The 16,839-nt window shown below is 61.8% G+C and carries 13 protein-coding genes and 4 pseudogenes; 7 read left to right on the top strand and 10 right to left on the bottom strand.

All coding sequences use genetic code 11. The features are described from left to right. Positions 1 to 44 precede the first annotated feature (44 nt). The 3 genes and pseudogenes from LDP01_RS03800 to LDP01_RS03790 form a co-directional block, all read right to left on the bottom strand. Positions 45 to 897: pseudogene (locus tag LDP01_RS03800) on the bottom strand (transglutaminase-like domain-containing protein). Then, a complete protein-coding gene (locus tag LDP01_RS03795) occupies positions 894 to 1,820 on the bottom strand; it encodes an alpha-E domain-containing protein (RefSeq protein WP_216925742.1) in 927 nt (308 codons plus the stop codon). The pseudogene LDP01_RS03800 and the gene LDP01_RS03795 overlap by 4 nt, the downstream one beginning before the upstream one ends. 70 nt (positions 1,821 to 1,890) lie before the next feature. Beyond that, complete coding sequence (locus LDP01_RS03790; RefSeq protein WP_223946004.1) at positions 1,891 to 3,447, bottom strand: circularly permuted type 2 ATP-grasp protein; 1,557 nt, start codon at positions 3,445 to 3,447, stop codon at positions 1,891 to 1,893. A gap of 110 nt (positions 3,448 to 3,557) precedes the next feature. On the opposite strand from LDP01_RS03790, the pseudogene LDP01_RS03785 reads away from it, so the two are divergent. Together LDP01_RS03785 and pepN are read left to right on the top strand one after the other, a co-directional pair. Beyond that, a pseudogene (locus LDP01_RS03785) lies at positions 3,558 to 4,623 on the top strand (putative sulfate exporter family transporter). Positions 4,624 to 4,627: 4 nt separating this feature from the next. Next, positions 4,628 to 7,232 (top strand): annotated as a pseudogene (pepN, locus tag LDP01_RS03780) (aminopeptidase N). A gap of 10 nt (positions 7,233 to 7,242) precedes the next feature. Here the strand turns inward: pepN and lplAB are convergent. Then, positions 7,243 to 8,352, bottom strand: a complete 1,110-nt coding sequence (gene lplAB, locus LDP01_RS03775) for a lipoate-protein ligase LplAB (RefSeq protein WP_224090297.1) — start codon at positions 8,350 to 8,352, stop codon at positions 7,243 to 7,245. 88 nt (positions 8,353 to 8,440) lie between these two features. Further along, complete coding sequence (locus tag LDP01_RS03770; RefSeq protein WP_223932840.1) at positions 8,441 to 8,698, bottom strand: type B 50S ribosomal protein L31; 258 nt, start codon at positions 8,696 to 8,698, stop codon at positions 8,441 to 8,443. A gap of 280 nt (positions 8,699 to 8,978) precedes the next feature. On the opposite strand from LDP01_RS03770, the pseudogene LDP01_RS23920 reads away from it, so the two are divergent. Both LDP01_RS23920 and LDP01_RS03760 read left to right on the top strand, forming a co-directional pair. Continuing rightward, positions 8,979 to 9,110: pseudogene (locus LDP01_RS23920) on the top strand (NAD(P)-binding protein); the annotation flags it as partial. Between the two features lie 97 nt (positions 9,111 to 9,207). After that, positions 9,208 to 10,365, top strand: coding sequence for a hypothetical protein (locus LDP01_RS03760; RefSeq protein WP_224091208.1), 1,158 nt, complete (start codon positions 9,208 to 9,210; stop codon positions 10,363 to 10,365). Positions 10,366 to 10,401: 36 nt separating this feature from the next. Here LDP01_RS03760 and LDP01_RS03755 read toward each other — a convergent pair whose 3' ends face one another. From LDP01_RS03755 to LDP01_RS03745, 3 genes are read right to left on the bottom strand one after another with little or no spacing between them, the layout of a single operon-like run. Beyond that, positions 10,402 to 11,295, bottom strand: coding sequence for a TrmH family RNA methyltransferase (locus LDP01_RS03755; RefSeq protein ID WP_224090295.1), 894 nt, complete (start codon positions 11,293 to 11,295; stop codon positions 10,402 to 10,404). 7 nt (positions 11,296 to 11,302) lie between these two features. Next, positions 11,303 to 12,088 (bottom strand): sulfite exporter TauE/SafE family protein, encoded by a 786-nt coding sequence (locus tag LDP01_RS03750; RefSeq protein ID WP_224090293.1) that lies wholly within the window; start codon positions 12,086 to 12,088, stop codon positions 11,303 to 11,305. A 6-nt stretch (positions 12,089 to 12,094) separates the two neighbouring features. Beyond that, a complete protein-coding gene (locus tag LDP01_RS03745) occupies positions 12,095 to 12,892 on the bottom strand; it encodes an ABC transporter ATP-binding protein (RefSeq protein ID WP_224090283.1) in 798 nt (265 codons plus the stop codon). A gap of 111 nt (positions 12,893 to 13,003) precedes the next feature. Here LDP01_RS03745 and serB point away from each other — a divergent pair, with 111 nt between their 5' ends. Then, positions 13,004 to 13,897, top strand: coding sequence for a phosphoserine phosphatase SerB (gene serB / locus LDP01_RS03740; RefSeq protein ID WP_224090281.1), 894 nt, complete (start codon positions 13,004 to 13,006; stop codon positions 13,895 to 13,897). Between the two features lie 5 nt (positions 13,898 to 13,902). On the opposite strand, the gene LDP01_RS23350 is transcribed toward serB, so the two are convergent. Both LDP01_RS23350 and LDP01_RS03735 read right to left on the bottom strand, forming a co-directional pair. Continuing rightward, complete coding sequence (locus LDP01_RS23350; protein ID WP_263433751.1) at positions 13,903 to 14,313, bottom strand: SpaH/EbpB family LPXTG-anchored major pilin; 411 nt, start codon at positions 14,311 to 14,313, stop codon at positions 13,903 to 13,905. Continuing rightward, a complete protein-coding gene (locus LDP01_RS03735) occupies positions 14,270 to 15,337 on the bottom strand; it encodes a SpaH/EbpB family LPXTG-anchored major pilin (RefSeq protein ID WP_263433750.1) in 1,068 nt (355 codons plus the stop codon). The genes LDP01_RS23350 and LDP01_RS03735 overlap by 44 nt, the downstream gene beginning before the upstream one ends. A 297-nt stretch (positions 15,338 to 15,634) precedes the next feature. Here LDP01_RS03735 and LDP01_RS03730 point away from each other — a divergent pair, with 297 nt between their 5' ends. Then, positions 15,635 to 16,084, top strand: coding sequence for a hypothetical protein (locus LDP01_RS03730; RefSeq protein WP_224090279.1), 450 nt, complete (start codon positions 15,635 to 15,637; stop codon positions 16,082 to 16,084). Between the two features lie 328 nt (positions 16,085 to 16,412). Then, positions 16,413 to 16,781 (top strand): hypothetical protein, encoded by a 369-nt coding sequence (locus LDP01_RS03725; RefSeq protein WP_224090277.1) that lies wholly within the window; start codon positions 16,413 to 16,415, stop codon positions 16,779 to 16,781. The last annotated feature ends 58 nt before the right edge of the window (positions 16,782 to 16,839 follow it).

Below are 16,839 nucleotides of genomic sequence, written 5' to 3'. Positions count from 1 at the left end.
GGCCCCCAAGTCCTTCCTGGGGGCCATATCTGTACACTGACTACTTACGCGAGGCGGGTGATCTCCACGGAAACGGATAGTCCCGAACCTCCGCCACCGGAAAGAATGCCTTTCAGCGGTGGAACATCCCCGTAGTCCCGGCCCCTCGCCACGGTCACGTGGTAGTCACCGGCAGGCTTATGGTTGGTGGGATCCCAGCTGCGCCATTCGCCGTCCCACCACTCCAGCCACGCGTGGGACTGCCCGGCAACCGTTTCGCCGATGTCAGCGGATGACCGCGGATGGATGTAGCCCGAAACGTAGCGCGCTGGTATGCCGCGGCTACGCAAGGCGCCAATGGCCAAATGCGCAAGGTCCTGGCACACACCCTGGCGTTGCGTCCACGCCTGTTCGGCATTCGTCGTTACACCTGTGGTGCCCTTCATGTACGTCATCTCGCCGGCCATCCACGAAAAGATGGCCAACGCCGCCTCATGGGGATTCTTGCCGTCCACCACGCCTGGAATGATGCCGAGGACTTCCTCACCCGGGCCGCTCAACCGGGACTGGGGCAGCCAATCGCTGAATTCGTCCTGGATCTTTTCCGAGGCGATGACGTCCCAGCCCACGATGTCGTCCTCGGATGCCACACGTTCGGTCCGGTGCACTTCCACTGTGGCCGTGGCAAGGACCTCAAGGCTCTCGTGAGGCATCTGCATATCGAAGGCAGTGACGCGCGTGCCCCAGTAGTCGCGGTAGGTGCTGACCGAGGCCCTGATTGGGTGAAACCTTCAGCGAGGATTCCAGGACCACCTGCTGGCCGTCGGTCAATGGAGTCATCCGCGCCTCGTTGTAGGACAACGTCACGCGTCGGTTGTATTTGTAGGCCGTCTTGTGGACGATGCTAAGCCGGGTCATGAAACTTCTCCCACCCAGGCGTGCTCATCAGCCTGATTGAAGTACTTACGGGAAATCGCGTCCGAAGCCTGGGTTACAGCCTTCTGCACACGTTCCATGTGCTCCGGCAATTCGGACATCAGGTCATCCGTCCTGTGGAACTCAAGGAACGTCCTGGCCTGCCCAACAATCCGACGGGCATCGTTGATGAAGCCGACCCGCTGTGCTGAAGGATCCAGCTTTGCCAGACACTCGTCCGCGTCCCGCAGGGCGTAGACGATCGAGCGCGGGAACAACCGGTCCAGAAGCAGGAACTCGGCCGCGTGCTGGTCGCCAAATGCGGCCCTCCGGGTCCGGATGAAGGACTCGTACGCGCCAGCACACCGCAGCATGTTCACCCAGGACATTCCCGCGGACTGCACATCCCGCGTGGACAACATGCGTGCTGTCATGTCCGCACGTTCAAGCGAACGCCCGAGAACCATGAACAGCCAGCTCTCGTCATGGCTGACGGTGGTATCCGCCAGTCCGCGCACCATGGCGGTCCTCTCAAGGACCCAATTGCAGAAACGGTAGGTTCCCACGACGTCCTTGCGATGCTGGCTCAGGCCGTAATAGGTGGTGTTGAGGCTTTCCCAGAGTGACTGCGAGACGGTCTCCCGGGCCCTGCGGGCGTTCTCGCGGGCGGCGCCAAGCGAGCCGGCAATGGAGGACGCGCTCTGCTTGTCATAGGCAAGTGCATGCAGCAGCTCGGGCAGGCCGAAGTCTTCGCTTTGAGGTTTCGCACCCATGACGGCGAGGAGTTCGCGGGCCACACTGCGTTGCTCTTCAAGGGGCAGGTGGTTCAAGCGCTCCAGGTGTACGTCCAGGATCCTGGCAGTGCCGTCGGCGCGCTCTACATAGCGTCCGATCCAGAAAAGTGACTCGGCAATACGGCTCAGCATGAAACTGCGCCTCCTTCGCGTGGTGCTTGTCGAAGTTCAGGGGTCAATTCAACGGTGGTCCCGAGCCGGTTCACTGCTGCTGCTCCGTCTGGCGGTCCCGCCAATTGCTTTCCACGGGCCACACGGAAACCTGCTCGCGGACCGTCACGGACTGGCGCGGAATGATCTCGGCAGGCATTTGTGGCGAATTGGCCAACACCCAGGTGTCCTTGGAACCGCCGCCCTGGCTGGAATTCACAATCAGGGAACCTTCCTTGAGTGCCACCCGGGTCAGGCCGCCGGGAAGGACCCAGACGTCGTCGCCGTCGTTGACTGCAAAGGGGCGGAGGTCCACGTGCCGCGGGCCGAATTTGTCTCCGGAGAGCGTGGGCACCGTGGAGAGTTGAAGGACGGGCTGTGCGATCCAGCCACGAGGATCTGCAATCACGCGCTTCCGCAAAGCGTCAAGCTCGTCCTTGGAAGCATCCGGGCCGATGACCAGGCCCTTGCCGCCTGAACCATCGACGGGCTTGACCACCAGTTCCTCCAAGCGGTCCAGAACATGTTCCCTGGCTTCCTTTTCCTCGAGCCGGAAAGTGTCGACGTTGGCAATGATCGGCTCTTCGTGAAGGTAGTACCGGATCAGGTCAGGCACGTAACTGTACACGAGCTTGTCATCGGCTACGCCGTTGCCCACCGCGTTGGCGATGGTTACGCCTCCAGCACGGGCGGCGTTGACCAGGCCAGGGCAACCGAGCATGGAATCGGAACGGAACTGCAGGGGATCCAGGAAGTCGTCGTCGATGCGCTTGTAGATGACATCCACGCGCTGTTCGCCGGCTGTGGTCCGCATATACACACGGTTACCGCGGCAGATCAGGTCCCGGCCTTCCACCAGTTCCACGCCCATGAGTCCGGCAAGGAGGGTGTGCTCAAAATATGCGCTGTTGAAGACGCCCGGTGTCAGGACCACAACCGTGGGATCGTCGACGCCGGCCGGTGCGGTCTTGCGCAGCGCTGAGAGGAGCCTGCGGGGGTACTCTTCCACCGGCCGAATGTGCTGCTGGCCGAATGCCTCGGGCAGGCCCTTGGCCATGGCGCGGCGGTTCTCCAGTACATAGCTCACGCCGGAGGGCACGCGGACATTGTCCTCGAGGACACGGAAGGTGCCTTCCGCATCACGAACGACGTCGATGCCGGAGACGTGGACTCGGACGCCGCCGGACGGTTCGAAGCCGTGAACGGCACGGTGGAAATGGGCGCTTGTGGTGACAAGTTGCCGGGGAATGACGCCGTCAGCCACCACGGCCATCCGGCCGTATACATCGTTGAGGAACGCTTCAAGGGCCTTGACCCGCTGTGCCACGCCGCGCTCAAGGACATCCCACTCGTCAGCGGGGATAACGCGCGGGACGATGTCCAGCGGGAACGGCCGCTCCTCCCCCGCGTAGTCGAACGTCACACCGCGGTCCAGGAACGTGCGTGCCATGGAGTCGGCGCGGGCGGTGACATCGGCCAGGGAAAGCTCGCGCAGTGCACCGGCAACCTGACCGTAGGATTTTCTGGCGACGTGGCCGGGGGCGAACATCTCGTCGTAGGCGCCGCTGCGCGCAGCGGCCTCGGAATAATCCTGAAATAGGTCAGACATGGGAATTAGACAATCACCTTTTTGAGTCAAGCGCATTTCGCACTGATTGTGTCGCGGTTTCCGGAGGCTCCCGGTTCGCCTTTCGGTGCCCCATCCGGCAGGGTTGAGGCATGCCCTTGAACAGTCTCGCGCCCCACCTGTCCCGGCTGGGGCCGGGGCTGGTCCTGAGTATTGCCGCAACGGGGGTTGCCTTCACCGTCCACGCGGTGTTTCCGGCATTGGCGGTTATTCCCGTCATGACGCTCGCTGTCGCACTGGGGCCTGCTCTCTGCAAATATACCGGGCACTGCTGTCTGGGCGGCGGGGCGCGCCCGGCCGGGCCTGGACTTCGCCGGGAAGCACCTGATGCGTGCAGGGATCGTCCTGCTTGGACTCAAGGTCAGCATGGGCGATGTCCTCGGGTTGGGGTGGTTGTCACTGCTTCTGATTGCGGCCGTGGTGTTGCTGAGTTTCGCGGGGACCTATGGACTCGCCAAGATGCTCCGCCTTCCTGACGAGGCGGCACTCCTGATCGCCACCGGGTTCTCCATATGCGGTGCGTCGGCAATCGGTGCCATGGCAGCGGTAAGGCGGGTCAAGCACCAGGACACCGTACTTCCGGTGGCGCTGGTGACCTTGTGCGGCACCCTGGCGATTGGGGTGCTCCCCCTCCTCATGCACCCCTTGGGTTTGAACCCGGAACAATTCGGAGCGTGGACCGGTGCGTCCGTGCATGATGTCGGCCAAGTGGTTGCCACGGCCCAGACTGCGGGGACAGCGGCGCTGGCTGTCGCCGTCGTCGTCAAATTGACGCGCGTGGTCCTCTTGGCGCCGATCGCCGCGGCAGCAGGGCTGCACCAGCGGGTGATGCACGTACGGCGGCGGGCGAACACTGAATCAGGCCAATCAGGAAAGCACGACGGCGATGGCCGGTTTCCGCCGATTGTCCCTTTGTTTGTCCTCGGCTTCATCGCGATGGTGGGTGTTCGCACCTTGGGTTGGGCGCCCCCGGCAGTTCTGGAAGCCGCCGCCGGTGTGCAGGACATCCTGCTCGCGACCGCCCTGTTTGGGCTCGGCTCCGCGGTGCGTGTGCGCACCCTCGTTAATACCGGGGGGCGTGCCGTTGCTGTGGCGCTGGGATCGTGGCTGCTGATCGCAACGCTGGGCCTGGGCGCCGTATGGATCATGATTAGATAGCTGTGTGTCGAATCACAATCTCTCGCGCGACGAAGCCGCAACACGTTCAGCCCTGATCACCACCCATAGCTACGACGTCACCCTCGATGTCCGCGACGCGGCAGATCCCGCAACCGCCGGCTACCCGAGCACCAGCACCATCAGGTTTTCTGCCAATCCCGGCTCAGCTACTTTCCTGGATTTCATCAGCGGCGGAGTGAAGTCCGTGATGCTGAACGGCAAGGCCCTGGACGTTGACCGGGTGGTGGACCGGGACAGGATCATCCTGGAGGACCTGGCCGCCGAAAACACGGTCACCGTTACAGGAACCGCGCTCTACAGCCGCTCCGGAGAGGGCATGCACCGTTTCGTCGACCCCGCCGATGGCCAGTGCTATCTCTACACCCAGTACGAACCGGCCGACAGCCGCCGCGTCTTCGCCAACTTTGAGCAGCCCGACCTCAAAGCCGAATTCATTTTCCACGTGATAGCTCCGGCAGGCTGGGAAGTTGCCTCCAATGGCGTAGAGACCGCCCGAACGCCCCTGGCGGATGATGCCGCAGCCTGGAACTGGGATTTTGCCACCACCAAGCGGATGTCCACCTACATCACCACAATCCTTGCCGGGCCCTACTTCAAGGCCACTGACCATTGGGGAGCAACGCTCGACGACGGCAGCCGCCTTGACGTCCCACTGGCCCTCTACTGCCGGGCGTCTTTGGCGGAGTCGTTCGATGCCGATGAACTCTTCCGGCTGACCAAGAACGGGCTGGCGTTCTTCAACGAACTTTTCGACTACCCCTATCCCTGGGGCAAATACGATCAGGCGTTCGTGCCCGAGTACAACCTCGGCGCCATGGAAAACCCGGGGCTGGTGACGTTCACCGAGAAGTACGTCTACGCTTCCCGGGCAACAGACGCCCAGTACCAGGCGCGCGCCAACACACTGATGCACGAGATGGCCCACATGTGGTTCGGTGACCTCGTCACCATGACCTGGTGGGACGACCTCTGGCTGAAGGAGTCCTTTGCCGACTACATGGGGACCCTCGGCGTGGACCGGGCCACTGACTGGGATACGGCATGGGTGAACTTCGCCAGCAAACGCAAAGCCTGGGCCTATGTACAGGACCAGCTGCCTACCACGCACCCCATCGTTGCCGACATTCCGGACCTCGAAGCGGCCAAGCAGAACTTTGATGGAATCACCTATGCCAAAGGGGCCTCTGTTCTGAAGCAGCTGGTGTCCTACGTAGGCTTTGACGACTTTATCGCCGGGTCCCGCCAGTATTTCCGGGACCACGGGTTCGGCAACACCTCGCTACAGGACCTTCTGCACGCGCTCACCGTCGCGTCGGGAAGGGACCTTGCCGGCTGGGCGCGCCAGTGGCTGCAGACATCAGGCATTTCCACCATCACGGCAGACATTGTGGATGACAACGGGATCATGGGCGCCGTGACGCTCCAACAGGATGCGACCGACCCTCTGACGGGCAAGCAGGAGTTGCGGCCCCACCGACTCCGGCTGGGCCTGTACAACCCCGATTCCTCCGGCAACCTCGTCCGGAGCGAGAGCATCGAGCTGGACGTCTCTGGCCCGAGCACGCTGGTGGCCGAACTTGCAGGAAAGCCCCGGCCCCGCCCTGTTGCTGGTCAACGATGAGGACCTCAGCTACGCGAAGGTGCGTCTGGACGCCCTTTCGGAGCACACAGTCCGGAGTTCCCTGGGCACCATCCAGGACCCCATGGCACGTGCGCTGTGCTGGACCGCACTGTGGGATTCGGCTCGCGACGGCGCAACCCCAGCGGTACGGTACGTTGCCGCCGTCGAACAGTTCGCACCCACCGAAACCGGCATCGGCGTCCTCCTGAACGTGCTGGGCAATGCAGCCACGGCTATCGAACGTTATGTCCCCGCGGTCATGCGGGAAGGCGTGCGTAAGGACTTTCTGGCGGTCGCCGCGGCCCAATTGCAATCCGCAGCCCCTGGATCCGACCACCAGCTTGCCTGGGCCAGAACCCTGGCCGATGTTTCCAGGCACGGCGACAGCGAACTTCCCCTGCTGCGGGCCATCCTGGAAGGCGCCACGATCATTGACGGCCTGGCGGTCGATGCCGAACTGCGCTGGAGTTTCTGGCAGGCCCTCGCCGCCCACGGACAAGCCATGCAGCGCGAGCTGGATGCTGAACTTGAGGCCGACAAGACGGCCTCCGGCCGGGAAGGCCATGCAGTAGCCTCCTCAGCCCGCCCCGATGCCTCCGTAAAGGCGGCAGCATGGGACGCAGCCGTCAACACTACCGGGCTGTCCAACGAGATCCTCAGTGCAACAATCACGGGTTTCACCATTGCGCCCAGAGAGCTCCTGCAGCCGTACACTGAGCCCTACTTCGAATGCCTGGAACGTGTCTGGGCTGAGCGCAGTATCGAAATTGCAGGCAGGATCGTCAGGGGCCTCTACCCCGGCGCCCAGGATTTGGCGGCCGGAATGGAGCCGGTCGCCCATCCAGTGCTGGTGACGACCGACCGGTGGCTGCATGAACATAGCGACGCACCCCGTGCTTTGCGCCGCATCATCATCGAACAGCGTAGCCATCTGCTGCGGGCGCTGACCGCACAGGCAGCCGGGTAAGGAACCCTGTTTAAGGAACCCGGTTCAACCACTCCTCCGTGCCGAACTTCGTTTCCACCCGCTTCCTGGCTTCCGAAAGTTCATCGTCTGAGAGGCGGGATTCAACTGCGCCGTAGCGTTCCACAAAAACTTCCTGCATGGCCTCAATGATGGCGGCGCGGGCCAAGCCGGTCTGACGGCGCAACGGGTCCACTCGCTTCTTGGCGCTGCGCGTGCCCTTGTCTGAGAGCTTTTCCTTGCCGATGCGCAGGACCTCCACCATCTTGTCGGCGTCGATGTCATAGCTCATGGTCACGTGGTGCAGCATCCCTCCGTTGGCCAGCCGTTTCTGGGCCGCACCCCCGATCTTGCCCTGCTCGGTGGCGATGTCATTGAGGGGAACGTAGAAAGCCGTGATGCCAAGCTTCTCCAGCGCCGCCATGACCCATGCATCAAGGAAGGCGTAGGAATCAGCGAAACTGATGCCATCCACCAACGTCTGCGGTACGTAAAGGGAGTAGGTGATGCAGTTGCCTGCTTCCATGAACATTGCACCGCCACCACTGATACGGCGAACCACCGTGATGCCATGCCTGGACACGCCTTCAGGATCGACCTCGTTCCGGACGGACTGGAAACTCCCGATGACAACTGAAGGTTCTTCCCAGTCCCAGAACCGCAGGGTGGGATTTCTACGGCCTGCTCCCACCGCCTCGGTGAGTACTTCGTCCAGTGCCACGTTGACGTGGGTGGGCAGGACCGACGGCGGTATCACTTCCCATTGGTGGTCGGACCACCCCGTGGCTTTGGACAGCGCACGGCGGACAGTCACGGCAACCGCCTCTGCAGAGAATCCAAACAGTACGGACTCCGGGGGCAACCCTTGTGAGACAGCCGCAGCGATGTCTGCAGCCGGGGTCGTCACGGGCAGGCCAGTCAGCGCGGCATTGATGTCCTGCAGGGCTTCGTCGGGCTCCAGGAAGAAGTCCCCGCTCAGTGAAACGTTGGCCAGCCGGCCATCCCGGACATCCAGGTCCACCACCACGAGTTTGCCCCCGAGAACTTTATACTCCCCGTGAAGGCGGGTGACGCCGTCGTGAATGTCGCTAAGGTGTTCTTCGGGTGCGGGCTGGGACGTCATGCGTTCCATCTTGCCGGAAAACGAAAAAGCCCGCACTGCCGGAAATTCCAGCGATGCGGGCCTTCGAAAAAGCCTTGGGGTGAAGTGGTTACTTCGAGCCGCCGAAGCCCTTGAAGCGAGCGTTGAAGCGCTCGACGCGGCCAGCGGAGTCCATGATGCGCTGCTTGCCCGTGTAGAACGGGTGGGACTCCGAAGAGATTTCGACGTCGATAACCGGGTAGGTGTTTCCGTCTTCCCATTCGATGGTCTTCGAGGAAGACACGGTCGACTTGGTCAGGAACTTCGTGCCGGAAGCCAGGTCGTTGAAAACAACAGCTTCGTACTTCGGGTGGATATCAGACTTCATAATGGGACCTTTTGTTCACGCAACTGGATTTTGCCAGCTGCCAGGTATGAATGGAGGTGGTCCGCCTGCTGCAGGTAGAAATTTCAGCGGCCGGGCCAACAATCAATCATAGCCGAAACCAGCCGGGTGCACGAACCAGCCTCAGTCCTGCGGGCGAAGCCGGGTTTGGGTATGTTGCGGGCAGCGTGTTCGCCACGATCAATGGCGTCTTCGGTCAATTCCATGGCGGCAACAGTGAAGCCCTTTCCCCTGCGCAGATGGCCGGGTTTACTGTAAGTGCATGCGCGGGCGCATCGAAGCCGACTATCTGGTGGTCGGCGCCGGGACAGCGGGGATGGTCTTCACCGACCGGATCCTCGCGCATTCGGATGCAACGGTCGCGATCGTAGATCGTCGGCACGCGCCCGGGGGACACTGGCAGGACGCATATCCGTTCGTTCGGCTGCACCAGCCCGCGAACCTCTATGGCGTGGAATCCGTGCCATTCGGAGCCAGCAGGCGCGACGTCAGTGGCACGAACGCAGGCATGTACGAACTGGCCGGGCCCGAGCGAGATCTGTGCGCATTTCGAAGAGGCGATGACGCGGGTCTTCCTGCCGAGCGGCCGTGTAATGTACCTGCCCGAGTGCGAGTTCGTTGACGAGGATCGGATCGTCTCCCGCCTGGACGGCCGCACCGTGCCCGTCACCGTGCGCCGCCGCGTGGTGGATGCCAGGTATCTCGAGGGGCGCATCCCCGCCACCTCCGCCCCGCCGTTCGCCGTTGCCGATGGAGTCCGCTGCATCCCAACCGGTGGGCTCGCCCGACTCGCCCACCCGGCCGGACGCTTCACCGTGATCGGCGCAGGAAAGACCGCCCTCGACACATGCGTGTGGCTTCTTGAGCGGGGTGTGGATCCCGCCGACCTCACGTGGATCAAGCCGCGCGAGGGCTGGTGGCCGAATAGACGCTACCTGCAGCCGCACGATCTGGTCGTCGACCAGTACGTCGCGAACGCTGCACAGATCGAGGCCATGGCCCAAGCAACGACGCTTGACGATCTCTTCGCACGGCTCGACGAACAGGGAATCCTGCTACGGGTTGATCCCTCGGTGCCACCCACGATGTTCCACGGCGCGATCGTCGGAGAAGCCGAGATCGCCCTCCTCCGGCAAATCGAGGATGTCGTCCGACTCGGCCACGTGCGTAGTGTCGAGCGCGACCGCATCATCCTCGACGACGGCGTCATCCCCACGACACGCGAAACGCTGCACGTCCACTGCGCGGCGACGGGGCTCGTCCGGCCTCCACTTCGTCCGATCTTCGAACCTGGCCGCATCACGCTTCAGCCGATGTTCTGGGGCACCGTCTCGTTCCAGTACGCGATGCTTGGCGTCGTCGAAGCCGAACTCCACGACGACGACCAGAAGAACAAGCTGTGCCGCCCGCTGCACCTCTGGGATCGGAATGTCGACTTCCTTATCGCCTACGCCGCGCTGATGGCGAACTCCCGGGCACGCGGCAAGCATCCGGCCGTGTCCGCATGGTCGCGCACGAGCCGGCTGTATCCTTTCGCCGAGCTGCAGCGTTATGCCGACGACCCACGCATCCCCGAGGCTCAGGAGCGCAGCCGAGCCCATGCCGCCGGAGCGCTCTCCAACCTCCCCCGCCTCATCGCCTCAGCATGACCCGGCCATCGTCGGGCCGCGATCGCTGGGGGGCCACTACTTTGTCGCGTAGAACGCCACAGCGGATGCCGCGGCAACATTCAGCGAATCCACGCCATTCATCATCGGAATTGTTACGCGCGCGTCGAGCACTTGGTCGGTCTCAGGCTTCAATCCCTCACCCTCGGTGCCGAAGACCAGCGCGAGGTTCGGATGGTCCTGGGCGACCAGCTCATCGAGTGTTATGGCCCCTTCGCCAAGCGACATGCCGGCAACGAAGTAACCTGCATCCTTAAGGACTCCAAGGTCTCCAGGCCACGACTCGATCCGCGTCCACGGCACCTGGAACACGGTGCCCATCGACACCCGGATGGAGCGTCGGTACAGCGGGTCGGCGCACTGGGGCGAGACCAGTACAGCGTCGACACCGATGGCTGCCGCGCTGCGGAAGATCGCCCCTACGTTCGTATGGTCGGTTAGGTTTTCAAGGACCGCGATCCTCGATCGTCCTCGAAGAGGAGCGGTTTCGTCCCCTTGCACTTTGGAACCACCGACGTCGGGGTGGTCCACGCTGTCTTCCAGCACGGCAACCCGGCGCGCATCCGCCAGCAGCTGCGAGAGCGGCACAGGTGCCGGACGGTGCATGGCTGCCATCGCTCCGCGGTGCAGATGGAAACCCGTGATTTCTTCCAGCAGCTTGGCTTTGCCAACGAACACCGGGACGTCGGGATAAGCCTGGAAGACGTCGTCGAGGTCTTCCAGCCACTTCTCCGCCAGGAAGAACGAGCGTGGCTGATGACCTGCTGCCAATGCACGGCGGAGGACCTTGGAGGATTCGGCAATGTACATGCCTTCCTCCGGCTCGCGAACCTTGCGAAGGTGCACATCCGTCAGCGTGGTGTAGTCGGTCACGCGGGGATCATCGGCGGACTCAAGATAGTGAAACGTCACCGGCCGATTATTTCAGCAGATTGGCGATCATAAAGCCAAGGGCCACGATCCCAAGCGTAAAGATGACCGCCCTCAAGACGCGTGGCGAAAGCTTGCGGCCAACCTTGGATCCGACCAGGCCGCCAATGGTTGAACTCACGCCGATCAGCAGGACCACGAGCCAGTTGATTCGATCGAAGGCGAAGATCAGGTAGGACACAGCAGCCACCATGTTGACGCCGAGCACCAGGATGTTCTTCATGGCGTTGGCGTTCTGCATGGTCCCTGTGAGGAACACGCCCAATATTCCTACAAGCAAAATCCCTTGAGCCGCTACGAAGTAGCCGCCGTAAACGCCGGCGAGGTAAACCAGGACCACGAGGAGGACTCCGTGGCTCCGGTCCCTGAGGGCATGTTCCGGATTTTGTTCACGGTTTCGCACCGAGGCTTGGAGACGAGGCTGGAACATCACCATCAGCAGCGCCAGTACCAGCAGGACGGGGGCCACAAAGTGGAAGACTTTGTCCGGCAGATGAAGCAGCAGCCAAGCCCCCGTGATACCGCCCAGCAGAGAGGCCGGAAGCAGCTTCATCAACTGCCTGCCGCGGCCCGCGAGTTCGCGGCGATACCCCCAGGCTCCGGCGGCAGTGCCAGCCACCAGGCCCATGGCATTGCTCATGGAGGCAACCACCGGAGTCACGCCCAGCGCGATGAGCACAGGAAAAGTCACGAGGGTGCCGGAGCCGACCACCGCATTGATGGTGCCGGCCCACAAGCCCGCGAAAAAGATCAGGATGCTGCTAAGAATCTCCACCGTCGACTACTGGCCCGCCTGGCGGCGGGCGGTTGCCGTGTAACGGCCGGCGTTTTCCGTGACGTCCAGGGCCAGGCCGAAAGTGTTGCTCAGGTGCTCGTCCGTGAGTACGTCCTTAATGGCACCGGCTGCCACTACTCCACCTTCGCGCAGCAGCATGGCGTGGGTGAATCCCGGGGGAACTTCCTCAAGGTGGTGGGTCACCAGGACCATCGCCGGAGCTGCCTCGTCCTTGGCAAGTTCACCGAGTTTGTGCACGAGCTCTTCGCGCCCCCCAAGATCGAGTCCGGCGGCCGGTTCATCCAGGAGCAGGAGTTCGGGATCGGTCATGAGTGCGCGTGCGATCTGCACCCGCTTCCGCTCACCTTCGGAAAGCGTGGCAAACGTGCGGTTGAGCAGCGGTCCCATCCCCCAGTCATTCAGGAGGCCAAAGGCACGACGCTCGTCGTCGCGCTCGTATCCTTCACGCCAGCGGCCGGTGACGCCGTATGCCGCGGTCACTACGACGTTGAGGACGTTCTCGTGTTCCGGGATCTGGGTAGCCAGTGCGGCCGAGGAAAGGCCGATGCGGGGGCGCAGTTCAAAGACGTCAACCCGGCCCAGGGTTTCGTCAAGGATCCCTGCCCTTCCGCTGGTCGGGTGCATGCGGGCTGCAGCAATCTGGAGAAGCGTCGTTTTGCCTGCGCCGTTGGGGCCAAGAATGACCCAGCGTTCGCCTTCGTTGACCTGCCAGTCAACCTTGTCCAGCAGGGTCTTCTTGCCTCGGACAACGCTGACGGAAGCCAATTCCAGAACATCACTCATAGCAGTAGACACTAGGACAAAAATACAGATGACTGATAACCGGGCGTACGTGCTGGCTGCTGCGGAGAAACGAATTCGGGTGGAGGTAGCACGCTCAGTAGGATTGGGACCATGACTTCGAACTTGGCTGCGGTCAGCTATGGCGTGAATTTGTCCCCTGAATCGCTTGATAACGTGCGCAAAGTGCTGGCTGATGCCGGCGCCGAAGTGTCATCGGAATCACAATCGGGGGACCACCGCTTTCGTGTTCACACGGCCGGTCTTGCCGTTGATGCCATCACGCCCGAAGCCCTGACAAGTATTCGACGGCGGGTGGCTGAGGCCGCGGATGCCGGCGTGGATACTGCGATCGTTCCGGAGGACCTTCGCCAGGCTCCACGGAAGCTCCTCATCATGGATGTGGATTCCACGCTGATCCAACAGGAAGTCATTGAGTTGCTTGCCGCTTATGCAGGCAAGCGCGACGAAGTTGCAGCCGTAACCGAAGCCGCCATGCGTGGGGAACTTGATTTCGCACAGAGCCTCTACGCCCGCGTTGAGGTCCTCGCAGGGCTGCCGGCCGCCGTCGTCGATTCTGTACGCGCGGAGGTGCGCCTCAGCCTTGGCGCAGCAGAACTGGTGGCTGCCTTCAAGGAAGCGGGCCACGCGGTGGCTGTGGTTTCCGGTGGCTTTAACCAGATCCTCGGGCCCATAGCCGAAGAACTCGGCTTGGATTACTGGATTGCCAACGAGCTGGAAATCGTCGATGGCGCTTTGACGGGCAGGGTGCTGGGCGACGTCATCGACCGCGCAGCGAAGGAGAAGTACCTGCGCAAGTGGGCAGCTGCCGAGGGGATCGACCTTCAGCACACCATCGCAGTGGGCGACGGCGCCAACGACCTCGACATGCTGGGAGCGGCCGGAATTGGCGTTGCCTTTAACGCCAAACCGGCCGTCCGTGCAGTGGCAGACGCCGTCATCAACATGCCCTACCTTGATGCGGTGCGGCACATCGCCAACGTCTGAACCCCCTAGCTGTTGCTACCTGCCCTGCGGTTGCGGACAAACAGCAGGCCGGCACCAATGACCAGGAAAGCGCCGGCTCCATAAAGCAGACCGGTTCCCACTCCTCCCGTCAGAGGCAGCTCGAACCCGGCGTTGGACCGCATGTTCTTCACGCTCAGGTCAACGCCAACGGTTGTGGTTGTGGAGTTGATCAGGAAGGACAAAGGTTCAGCAAGCAACTCGTAGCCTGCCGGCGCCGTGGTCTCCACCAGGTAGTAGGTGCGGTAGTCCAGGTCCCCAGGGGCAACGGCCGCACCGTTGGCCCAATCCGAGTAGCGCAGCCCTGAAATGGTCAAGGTTCCATCGCCGCCAACGGTGAAGACAGTCTGGCCGTCAATATCCACAGGGTTGGTGCCTGCGTTGGCATCGGGCCTCATTGGTGTAGACCGAGAAAGAAGCGCCAGCCAGGGCGGCAGCATTCTCGTCTACCTTCTGCAACGTCATCCCGCCCCACTTGGTAACGACGGGCGGCGTTACTACCGGGCCGCCGGGCTGGCCGGGGGTGATGGTGAAGCTCGCAGCGTTCGGGTAGGCAAGTGCGACGTTTTCAATCTCACCTATGGTGTTGACCTTGGTGCTCACAACTATCTGCACACGGGTATCGGTGCGGGCGGCCAGGAAGGCACGGCCGTCATCGGTGAAGACCACCGAGACAGTGTTGGTTGTGGCATCGAAGCTCACAACATAATCGGCACCTTCCGCAAGTGCGGTCCCATCCTCCAGCAAGGCGGTGGCACCAACATACGTCAGTTTGGTGTCGAGCTGATCCACCACTTTGTAACCGTCGATCACGGCCTCGTTGGGGATATCAGCGGTGATCGTCCAATCGACCTGATTGCCGAGCTTGACGTCGGGAGCATCAGTGACCGTCTTCTCCGCACCGGAGACGGAGTTCTTCGGGTACACGTCGACGTCGTAGATCCAGTTGTCAAGGTTATCCGGATCAGTTGTCGGCACCGAGATAAGGAACGGAGCCGATGGGGTGACACCGGCCGGATAGTTCGTCTCGGTCACTAGATACACGCCAATGGGCAGGTCGGCAAAGACGGCAGTGCCGTCGGCAGCAGTGACCTGCACCTGGCTGGCACCCAGGGTGTATCCAGCGCCAGTAATGGAACCGGAGGGGTCAGACGGCACAAAGACATTGCTAAGGTTGTGTGCCGCGTCCCAGCCTGCATTGCTGGATAGGTCAATCGTATTGACCTGCTGGATCGTGAATTCAATACCAGGCAAGGGCGTCAGGCCCGTGGTGTCCGGAACGACGCGGGAAAAGTTATTGCCTCCCCCGCCGTGGCCGCTGCCATTGCCACCCCCGCCGTGGCCACCGCCGCCACTGCCACCAGGGATGGGCTTCTCGAACTTGTGAACGGTGATGGAACCGGTCTGGTCACTATTGATCACCGGGGCTGCCGAGGGCCGGCGCGACGGAGAGTGACACAGACAGCACTGCCCCTGCCAAGGCGGCAGTGGCGGCTCGCCAATGTCGTGAGGCGCGTTGATTGATCACACTTTTCCCCTTCGATTGATGGTGCCCAGGACACTTGGCCGAGGGCCTCCACCATTCGAGTAGCGCTGGGACGGTGTTCATGTTGCGGATTCCACGACCTTTCAGCGAAACGATTTGCGCTTTCAGGACACTCATCAGATGTGGCGCTTGCCGGTTGGCGCACGTCGCCTTGCCGATCCGAAGGAGATGCGTTGCTGGAGCATGAAACCCTGTGCAAGTCTGTTGTTTCGGCTGACCCTGACGGTGTGCTGAGGAAGCACTTCACGTCCTGGTGTGCGCGGTTCAAGATCTTTCCAACAGAATCCGGCTTCGCCACCGAAACCGGCCACATCGTGTACCCGGCCCACGGGGTGGTCGAGGCAGATGGAACTGTCTGGCTGTCTACCTTGGCATCCTTTGATCATTCGGGGATCCGTGGGCACGTGGAGAACCATCCGGGTTTTCGGAGCATGCTCGCACATGCGTCGCGAACGCCTGACAGGGCACCTGACGGAATAGCCCTGTTGATTGGGCACACGCCCTATCAAGTGATCTTCCAGAACACGGTGGAGGCCGGTGGGGACCACATTATTAACGTTGCCTTCATTAATCGAAAGGCGATGAACATAAACGCCCCTGAAACTCATGAACGTATTTCGTGACGCCAACTTCGGAATAATTTATGCGATCGTCACTAACTGGTTCACTTGTTGAGACAGTGCATTCCAGTGTGTTCCCAATGTGTAAAGTTGGAAACTCCAAGACGGAGCCGTGATGCATTAGGCAGCCGGGGATCAATACCAGCAGGGGCAGAAAGTGAATCGTTCGCGGCACGCACGGAGATGGTGGAAACGTCAGGAAAAGTCTGTATCTGCTGGAGTGCTTGCCAATGAGGATGAATCACTTCCCAATGCGCCGGTGTACCAAGAGATCCGGACGGACTACTTCACACATATCGGTGATGATAAAAAAGAAAAGGAAGAACATAATATGAGCACGCTTGACGAATCCATAAAGCAGTTGCTGTCCATAGAGGGCGCAACGGGCGCGGCCGTCGTGGACTACTCCAGCGGAATGGCTTTGGCCCAGGGTGGAAACCCTGGCTTTGACCTGGGTGTGGCAGCTGCCGGCAACTCAAATGTTGTCAGTGCAAAACTCCGCACCATGGCGGACCTCCACGTGGACAGTGATATCGAAGATATCCTCATCACCCTCGGTTCGCAGTACCACCTGATTAACGTCCTGAACGCAGGCGGTTCCAAGGGCCTGTTTGTCTACTTGGTGCTGGATCGAACGTACGCAAACCTTGCGCTGGCGCGCCACAAGCTCAACAACCTGGCCAAGGGAATTACCGTCTGATCTTCCCCGGAACAGTGAAAGGGGCGGCCGCGCATTCGCGGTCGCCCCTTTCGGTTCG

This window comes from Arthrobacter sp. StoSoilB13 (assembly GCF_019977255.1).
Lineage (GTDB): Bacteria > Actinomycetota > Actinomycetes > Actinomycetales > Micrococcaceae > Arthrobacter.
The sequence above is the reverse complement of the archived record's forward strand: the minus strand, read 5'-3'. Positions and strand labels throughout refer to the sequence as shown.

Bases quoted from the DNA above. Each gene is read 5' to 3' on its own strand.
- LDP01_RS03795 (WP_216925742.1), bottom strand. From the start codon at position 1,820: ATGCTGAGCCGTATTGCCGAGTCACTTTTCTGGATCGGACGCTATGTA.
- LDP01_RS03745 (WP_224090283.1), bottom strand. From the start codon at position 12,892: ATGAGTGATGTTCTGGAATTGGCTTCCGTCAGCGTTGTCCGAGGCAAG.
- lplAB (WP_224090297.1), bottom strand. From the start codon at position 8,352: ATGACGTCCCAGCCCGCACCCGAAGAACACCTTAGCGACATTCACGAC.
- LDP01_RS03770 (WP_223932840.1), bottom strand. From the start codon at position 8,698: ATGAAGTCTGATATCCACCCGAAGTACGAAGCTGTTGTTTTCAACGAC.
- LDP01_RS23350 (WP_263433751.1), bottom strand. From the start codon at position 14,313: ATGAGGCCCGATGCCAACGCAGGCACCAACCCTGTGGATATTGACGGC.
- LDP01_RS03725 (WP_224090277.1), top strand. From the start codon at position 16,413: ATGAGCACGCTTGACGAATCCATAAAGCAGTTGCTGTCCATAGAGGGC.
- serB (WP_224090281.1), top strand. From the start codon at position 13,004: ATGACTTCGAACTTGGCTGCGGTCAGCTATGGCGTGAATTTGTCCCCT.
- LDP01_RS03790 (WP_223946004.1), bottom strand. From the start codon at position 3,447: ATGTCTGACCTATTTCAGGATTATTCCGAGGCCGCTGCGCGCAGCGGC.